Source organism: Kluyvera sp. Awk 3 (assembly GCF_028069715.1).
Lineage (GTDB): Bacteria > Pseudomonadota > Gammaproteobacteria > Enterobacterales > Enterobacteriaceae > Kluyvera > Kluyvera georgiana_A.
The window spans coordinates 65380-72095 of sequence record NZ_JANEWH010000007.1; the positions used below are offsets into that span (position 1 = coordinate 65380).

The 6716-nt window shown below is 56.7% G+C and carries 4 protein-coding genes and 1 pseudogene; 4 read left to right on the plus strand and 1 reads right to left on the minus strand.

Annotated elements, in window-relative coordinates; translation table 11 throughout:
* Nucleotides 1-59: 59 nt before the first annotated feature.
* From bglG to NNN71_RS03255, 3 genes and pseudogenes are all read left to right on the plus strand, one after another.
* Nucleotides 60-893 (plus strand): transcriptional antiterminator BglG, encoded by an 834-nt coding sequence (gene bglG / locus NNN71_RS03245; protein WP_271457872.1) that lies wholly within the window; start codon nt 60-62, stop codon nt 891-893.
* Nucleotides 894-919: 26 nt separating this feature from the next.
* Nucleotides 920-2859, plus strand: a pseudogene (gene bglF, locus NNN71_RS03250) (PTS beta-glucoside transporter subunit IIABC).
* A 15-nt stretch (nt 2860-2874) separates the two neighbouring features.
* Complete coding sequence (locus NNN71_RS03255) at nt 2875-4269, plus strand: glycoside hydrolase family 1 protein (protein WP_271457873.1); 1395 nt, start codon at nt 2875-2877, stop codon at nt 4267-4269.
* Nucleotides 4270-4363: 94 nt separating this feature from the next.
* Here the strand turns inward: NNN71_RS03255 and NNN71_RS03260 are convergent, their stop codons facing one another.
* On the minus strand, nt 4364-5098 hold the full coding sequence (locus NNN71_RS03260; protein WP_271457874.1) for a class I SAM-dependent methyltransferase: 735 nt from the start codon (nt 5096-5098) through the stop codon (nt 4364-4366).
* 132 nt (nt 5099-5230) lie between these two features.
* On the opposite strand from NNN71_RS03260, the gene mdtQ reads away from it, so the two are divergent.
* Entirely contained in the window at nt 5231-6673 is a 1443-nt protein-coding gene (mdtQ, locus tag NNN71_RS03265; RefSeq protein WP_271457875.1) for a multidrug resistance outer membrane protein MdtQ, read from the plus strand.
* The last annotated feature ends 43 nt before the right edge of the window (nt 6674-6716 follow it).

Here is a 6716-nt window from a genome sequence, read left to right on the forward strand (position 1 = left end):
AAAACCTGATTATCTGACGTTTGTCAGGAGTCAGGTTTTTTTGTTTCTGGGGTTCATAAATGCAGATCGCCAAAGTTCTTAATAATAATGTGGTGGTGGTTCTGGATGAACACCGGCGTGAGCAGGTGGTGATGGGGCGAGGGCTAGCCTTTCAGAAACGCGCCGGGGACTTATTGGATGAGTCGAAAATCGAGAAAATTTTTGCCCTGCAAAGCGATGAGCTGGCGGGGCGTTTAGGTGAATTACTCAGTCAGATCCCGCTGGAGGTGATGACCACCTGCGACCGGATCATCGAACGAGCGCGCGAGCGGCTCGGAAAATTGCAGGAAAGCGTCTACATCACGCTGACCGATCACTGCCATTTTGCCATTGAGCGGCAGAAAAACGGCGTCGCGCTGCGCAACGTGCTGCTGTGGGAGACCAAACGGCTCTACCCGAAAGAGTTTGCCCTGGGCCAGGAGGCGCGGGCGCTGATTGCCCAGCGTCTCGGCGTTGAGCTAGCGGAAGATGAAGCCGGGTTTATCGCCCTGCATCTGGTGACCGCGCAGCTCAACAGTGAAATGCCGGAAGTGATGCACGTCACCCGGGTAATGCAGGAAATTTTGCAACTGGTGAAGTATCAGCTGCGGCTGGAGTACAACGAAGAGTCGTTAAGCTATCAACGCTTCGTGACTCACCTGAAGTTTTTCGCCCAGCGGATGCTCACGCGAACGGTGGTAGAAGACGACGACGCAGAGCTGCACAGCGCGGTGAAGGACAACTACGCCAAAGCGTGGAAGTGCGCGGAGACCGTCGCCCTGCATTTGCAAAACAGCTACCAGCGGTCGCTGACGACGGAAGAAATTATGTTTCTCGCCATTCACATTGAACGGGTGAGAAAAGAGGGGCGTTAGCCCTTCCACAACTGGATTGTTACTGCATCATGCAGGCAAAACCTGAGCGCGACGTCTTACCGGCGTCGTTCTCGGGTTTTTTTGTTTTTAATACTCGGTCAAGGAATATTGCATGGAATACAAAGCACTCGCGCAGGATATTCTCAGCCACGTTGGTGGCAAAGAGAATATTGTGAGTCTGGTTCACTGCGCCACGCGGCTGCGTTTTAAGCTTAAAGAGAGCGGTAAGGCGGATGCTGAAGCGCTGAAGGCCAACCCGGGCGTCATCATGGTGGTGGAGAGCGGCGGTCAGTTTCAGGTTGTGATTGGCAACCACGTCCACGACGTCTGGCAGGCGGTGCGCTATGAAGCGGGGATCACCGATGACAGCGAACCGGTAGCGGTGAAGGGGGAAAAAACCTCTCTCCTCGGCCAGGTGATTGACGTGGTTTCCGGTATTTTTGCCCCGTTTATCGGCGTGATGGCGGCGACGGGTCTGCTGAAGGGGCTGCTGGCGCTGGCGGTGGTGTGCGGCTGGCTTAACCCTGAACAGGCGACTTACAAAATCTGGTTTGCCGCCAGCGATGCGCTGTTCTTCTTTTTCCCGCTGTTTCTTGGCTATACCGCCGGGAAGAAGTTCGGTGGTAATCCGTTTATCTCGATGGTGATTGGCGGCGCGTTAACGCATCCCTTGATGATTCAGGCCTTCGAAGCCGCGCAGGCACCGGGAGCGAGCGCCGAATATTTTCTCGGGATCCCGGTGACGTTTATCAACTACAGCTCGTCGGTTATCCCGATTATTCTCGCCGCGTGGGTCAGCTGCTGGATTGAACGGCGCAGCAACGCGCTGCTGCCGTCGGCGATGAAAAACTTCTTCACCCCGGCGATTTGTCTGGCGATTGTGGTACCGCTGACCTTCCTGATTATTGGCCCGGTGGCGACCTGGCTCAGCCATATGCTGGCGAACGGCTACCAGGTGGTGTACGAAGTCACGCCGTGGCTGGCCGGGGCCGCATTGGGCGGGTTGTGGCAGGTTTGTGTGATCTTTGGCCTGCACTGGGGGCTGGTGCCGCTGATGATCAATAACATGACCGTCCTTGGCCACGACTCCATGCTACCTATCATTCTCCCCGCGGTGCTGGCGCAGGTGGGGGCGGTGCTGGGTATTTTTCTTGCTACCCGCGATATGCGTCAGAAAGTGCTGGCGGGATCGGCGTTTTCCGCAGGACTTTTTGGTATCACCGAACCGGCGATTTATGGCCTGACGCTCCCGCTGCGTCGCCCGTTTATTTTTGGCTGCGTGGCCGGCGCGTTGGGCGGGGCGATTACCGCGTTCAGCAATAGCTACGCATTCTCGTTCGGTCTGCCGAACATCTTCTTCCCCGCGCAGATGATCCCGCCAGGCGGTATTGATGCCAGCGTGTGGGGTGGGCTTATTGGCACCGCAGTGGCCTTTATTCTCGCCTGTGCGCTGACCTTCTTTGCCGGATTACCGCGTAAAACGATTGAGCCGATGGCGGTCGTGAAAGCCGGTGAAAATGACGTGTTGTCGCCAATGACCGGCACCGTGCTGGCGCTGGATCAGGTGCCGGACAGCACGTTCGCCAGCGGGCTGCTCGGCAAGGGCGTGGCGATTATCCCGAGCGAAGGCAACGTGATCGCGCCGTTTAGCGGTGAGGTGGCGTCTATTTTTCAGACCAAACATGCCATCGGTTTATTGAGCGACAGCGGGATTGAACTGCTGATCCACGTGGGGATCGACACCGTTAAGCTCGACGGCGCGCCGTTCACCGCCCACGTCAAAGAGGGCGACAAAATTCAGGCGGGCGATCTGCTCTTAACCTTCGACCGCCAGATGATTCTGGACGCCGGTTACGACCTGGCGACGCCGATTATTATCAGCAACAGCGATGACTATCCGGAGCTGGATATTGTTGCCGCCAGCGCGGTAAGCGCCGGTCAGCCGCTGTTAACCGTACAGCATTAATCACAGGAGAGAGAGATGAAAACATTCCCACAGACGTTCCTTTGGGGCGGCGCGACCGCGGCAAACCAGGTTGAGGGCGCATATCTGGAAGATGGCAAAGGATTGTCAACGTCCGATGTCCAGCCTAAGGGCATTTTTGGCGAGGTGGTTGAGCGCGTCACGGGCGACAGCGGTATTAAAGATATCGCCATCGATTTCTATCACCGTTATCCGCAAGATATCGCTCTGTTTGCGGAAATGGGCTTTAACTGCCTGCGCGTTTCGATTGCCTGGACGCGTATTTTCCCGAACGGCGATGACGCGCAGCCGAACGAAGCCGGGCTGGCCTTCTACGATAAGCTGTTCGACGAGATGGCCCGTCACAACATCACGCCGCTGGTGACGCTCTCGCACTACGAGATGCCGTGGGCGCTGGTGAAAAACTACGGCGGCTGGGGCAACCGCAAGGTGATTGATTTCTTTGAACGCTACGCGCGTACGGTATTTGAGCGCTATAAGGGCAAGGTCAAACTGTGGCTGACCTTCAACGAAATCAACATGTCGCTACACGCGCCGTTGACCGGCGTGGGCCTGCCGGCGGGCAGCAGCAAGGGTGAAATCTATCAGGCGATTCATCATCAGCTGGTGGCCAGCGCGCTGGCGGTTAAAGCCTGCCACGAGATCGTGCCGGAAGGCAAAATCGGCAATATGCTGCTGGGCGGCCTGATGTACCCGCTGAGCTGCAAACCGGAAGATGTATTTAAAACGCTACAGGAAAACCGCAGCTGGCAGTTCTTTGGCGACGTGCAGTGTCGCGGCGCTTATCCGGGCTATATGCTGCGTTATTTCCGCGATAACGGTATCGCGTTGGAGATCACCGACGCCGACCGTGAGGCGCTGCGCACCACCGTCGATTTTGTCTCCTTCAGCTACTACATGACCGGCTGCGTGACCGCCGATGACGCGCTGAATAACCAGGCGCGCGGTAATATTCTCAATATGGTGCCGAACCCGCACCTGGCAAGTTCGGAATGGGGTTGGCAGATCGACCCGCTGGGCCTGCGCACGCTGCTGAACGTGCTGTGGGATCGCTATCAGAAGCCGCTATTTATTGTTGAAAACGGCTTAGGGGCGAAAGACAAAGTGGAAGCTGACGGCAGCATTAACGATGACTACCGCATTAGCTACCTGAACGATCACCTGGTGCAGGCGCGAGAGGCGATTGAAGACGGCGTTGAATTGATGGGCTTTACCAGTTGGGGGCCGATTGACCTTGTCAGCGCGTCGAAAGCCGAGCTGTCCAAACGCTACGGTTTTATCTACGTCGATCGGCATGATGATGGCACCGGTACGCTTGCGCGCAGCAAGAAGAAAAGCTTTGACTGGTATAAAGAGGTGATTGCCACCAACGGCGCGAGTCTGAAAGCGTAAGCTTCGGTGAATTGCCGGATGGCGCTGCGCTTATCCGGCCTACAATGCTAACGCTCCGTAGGCCGGATAAGGCGTAGCCGCCATCCGGCAATATTCACGCCGGTTTGCGGGCCCGCAGCAGGAAAATCATCGGCCGCTCTTTCTCTTCATCCAGCGCCGGATTGGCGGCAATCTGTTCTGCCGATGGCCCCCATTCATCCACATGCTCTATCACCAGCCCGGCGGCAATCAGCGCGTTAATCCAGCTGGCGAGCTTGCGGTGCTGTTTCTTCACGCCGTCGGCAAACCAGTTGCTGATGCGTTCACCCTCCTGCTGATAGTGACTCACCGGCCAGCTTTTTTGCCCGTTCTCGTCCAGCCGCCAGCCCTGCTGCAACGGCGCGGTGTAGATCGGATGCTCGGCGGAGAACACCAGCACGCCGCCTGGCGTCAGCGCCTGGTAAACGGTGGCCAACAGCGGGGCAATATCGGGCAGATAGTGCAACGCCAGCGAACTGTACACCAGGTCGCAACTGTTGGCGGCAAGCGTTAAGTTTTGTAGATCTTCACAGCGGTAGGTAATGCCTTCGCCATCGGTCATCTCCTGCGCGCGTGCCAGCATACGGCTGGAAAGATCGAAGCCGATAACGTCTGTGGCACCCTGATCGCGCGCCCAGCGGCAAAACCAGCCGTAACCGCAGCCGAGATCAACCGTGCGTAAACCGGCGAGCGGCGGCAGCATTTGCTGGATTGCAGGCCACTCTGGCGCGCCGTCCAGTCCTTTCACCGAACGGTCGAGCGTGGCGTAGCCTGCGAAAAAGTTCGGGTCGTCGTAGATGTTCTGACTCATGTTCACTCCATGACGCTAAAGTGTTATTAGCTGTTTTTAAGTATGTCTATTTATGTTCCCACACGCTTTACTAAAAGGATTTGATTCATTTAAATTATTATCACTTTCCTTCTTTTGTAACCGACCTATCACATGAACTTGACTCTGAAAAAAAGCGTGCTGTCGGGCTTGCCCCTGCTCATCGCGCTAGCTGGCTGCGCGCCGTCGCACGATATTGGCAGCCCAATTAAGCAGCAGGCTCCGGCCTCCAGCGTGGCGACGGATTTACCCGCCGCAGTGAAAAATGGCTGGCCGCAGAGCAACTGGTGGCAAGACTATCACGACGCCCAGCTCAATAACTTGATTAGCCGCGCGCTGGCGAATGCGCCAGATATGCAAATTGCCGATCAACGCATTAAGCTGGCGGAAGCGCAGGCCCGGATGTCGAAGTCGTCGCTGGGCCCCGAAGTGGATTTCGGCGCGGACCTTGAGCGACAGAAAATGTCGGCAGAAGGGCTGATGGGCCCGTTTGCCACCGACTTAGACGGTAATACCGGGCCATGGTACACCAACGGGACTTTCGGCTTGACCGCCGGTTGGGATCTCGACCTGTGGGGGAAAAACCGTGCTCAAGTGAAAGCGCGCATTGGGGAAGTGAAAGCGCAGGTGGCCGAGCAGGCGCAAACTCGCGAGTTGCTCTCCAGCAGCGTGGCGCGTCTGTACTGGCAGTGGCAGACCGAAGCCGCCATCCACAGCGTTCTTGAGCAAGTGAAAAGCGAACAAAATAATATCGTTAGCGTCGACACCGCGTTGTTTGAGCACGGAATTACTAACTCCGCCGAAGGGGCCGAAAACGATATCAACGTCAGCAAAACGGATCAGCAGTTGGCCGACGTTGAAGGCAACATGAAAGAGATTGAGGCGCGGCTGATGGCGCTGACCAATAGCCAAAGCCAGTCGCTGAATCTGCGCAAGGTTGAGCTGCCCGCCGTGGCCAGCAAAATGCCGTCGCAGTTAGGCTATGATCTGCTGGCTCGCCGCCCGGATTTACAGGAAGCGCACTGGTATATCGAAGCCTCGCTCAGTGAAATTGACGCGGCGAAAGCGGCATTCTATCCGGACATCAACCTGATGGCCTTCCTGCAGCAGGACGCGCTGCACTTGAGCGATCTGTTCCGCCATTCTGCGAATCAGATGGGCGTGACCGCAGGGTTGACGCTGCCAATCTTCGACAGCGGTCGTCTGAATGCAAACCTCGATATTGCCAGCGCGCAGAATAATCTGTCGGTGGCGAAATACAACAAAGCGGTTGTTGATGCGGTGAATCAGGTGGCGAAAACCGCCAGCCAGGTCGAAACGCTGATGGCGAAAAACCAGCAGCAAGCGCAGGTTGAGAAAGACGCGCAGCGCGTGGTGAATCTGGCGCAGGCGCGGATGAATGCCGGGATTATTCCAGGGTCTAAGGTGAGTCTGGCGAAACTGCCAGCCTTACAGGAGCGAATCAGCGCTCTGCGTTTGCATGGCCAGTGGGTAGATGCCAGCATTCAGTTGACCTCCGCGCTGGGCGGCGGTTATCACATCACCGACAAGTCGTAAACGGCTGTGAATTTATTTCCCCCTGTGTTGAAATACAGGGGGA